A 1,121-nucleotide genomic window follows, 5' to 3' on the forward strand; every position below is an offset into this window, starting at 1 on the left:
CACCTATCCGCGCCTGACCGACATGGTCGGAGGCGGGCCGTTCAATCTGAAGGCGGGGGATTGGACCGATGACACCGCCATGGCCTTGGCGCTCGCCGACAGCCTGGTCGAATGCGGCCGGTTAGACGAGCAGGACCTGTTGGCGCGCTTCTCGGACTGGTGGCGGAACGGGACCTATTCCTGCACCGGCTTCTGCTTCGACATCGGCACGACGACGGCTCAAGCCCTGTCGCGCTGGGAGCGCACGAAGGCGGATCATTGTGGTTCGTCGGATCCGAACACCGCCGGGAACGGCTCGCTGATGCGGTTGGCGCCCGTCGCGATCCGCTACCATGATGACCGAGATGCCCTGCGTGACGCTGCGGCGCGACAAAGCCGAACGACGCACGCTGCGCCTGAGGCGGTCGATGCCTGTGTTCTGTACGCCGAGATGATCGCCGATGCGATCGCCGGGGCGCGTCGGACACAGGTGCTGGCGCAGCGCGCGGGTGCTTGGTCAGGCACGATCGCGGCGATCTCGGCGGGGTCCTGGCGGAATAGGCCGCGGGCGGAGATCAACGCCTCAGGCTATGTTGCGCATAGTCTGGAAGCCGCGCTCTGGTCCGTTGGCCGCACGGCGGACTATCGGGGCTCCGTTCTCCTGGCCGCGAACCTCGGCCAGGACGCCGACACCACGGCTGCGATCGCAGGTCAGCTGGCCGGGGCGTTGAGCGGTGTGGAGCGACTGCCTGCGGAATGGGTGGATCGGCTGGCCTGGAAGGATCGGCTCGTGGCGGCCGCCCAAAGTTTGCTGGCGCCCTAGGGCGGCGGAACGACGGGAGGTTGGCGCTGATTGTAGCTAAGGAAGTTGGCGATCGTGGCGTCCAGATCCGTAAACTCCGCCGAACCGGACACGTCGTTCTTGCAGACAATGTCCTGCGCTATCTCCGCCAGCGTATTGGGGCGGATTTGCTCCCACACGCCGTCCGAGGTTTCCCTCGAGATGAACTGGCCGGAGATCTCGGACCTGACTACCGAGACGGCCCTGATGCGCCCATTGCAGTCGTATTCTGACCGCTCGATCTGTCGCTGAACATACTTCGTTTGCCCGTAGGCCTGGGTCACATAGGGAACCGCAAAGG

Annotated in this window: 2 protein-coding genes; one reads left to right on the plus strand and one right to left on the minus strand. The window is 65.4% G+C overall.

The window, feature by feature from the left end; genetic code table 11:
* The coding region (locus VH88_RS15260; RefSeq protein WP_045812011.1) for an ADP-ribosylglycohydrolase family protein at nucleotides 1-802 on the plus strand (802 nt) is incomplete at its 5' end.
* Here the strand turns inward: VH88_RS15260 and VH88_RS15265 are convergent.
* A partial coding sequence (locus VH88_RS15265; protein ID WP_231576713.1) for a hypothetical protein occupies nucleotides 799-1,121 on the minus strand: 323 nt, incomplete at its 5' end. The genes VH88_RS15260 and VH88_RS15265 overlap by 4 nt on opposite strands.

This window comes from Brevundimonas sp. KM4 (genome assembly GCF_000964075.1).
Taxonomy (GTDB): domain Bacteria; phylum Pseudomonadota; class Alphaproteobacteria; order Caulobacterales; family Caulobacteraceae; genus Brevundimonas; species Brevundimonas huaxiensis.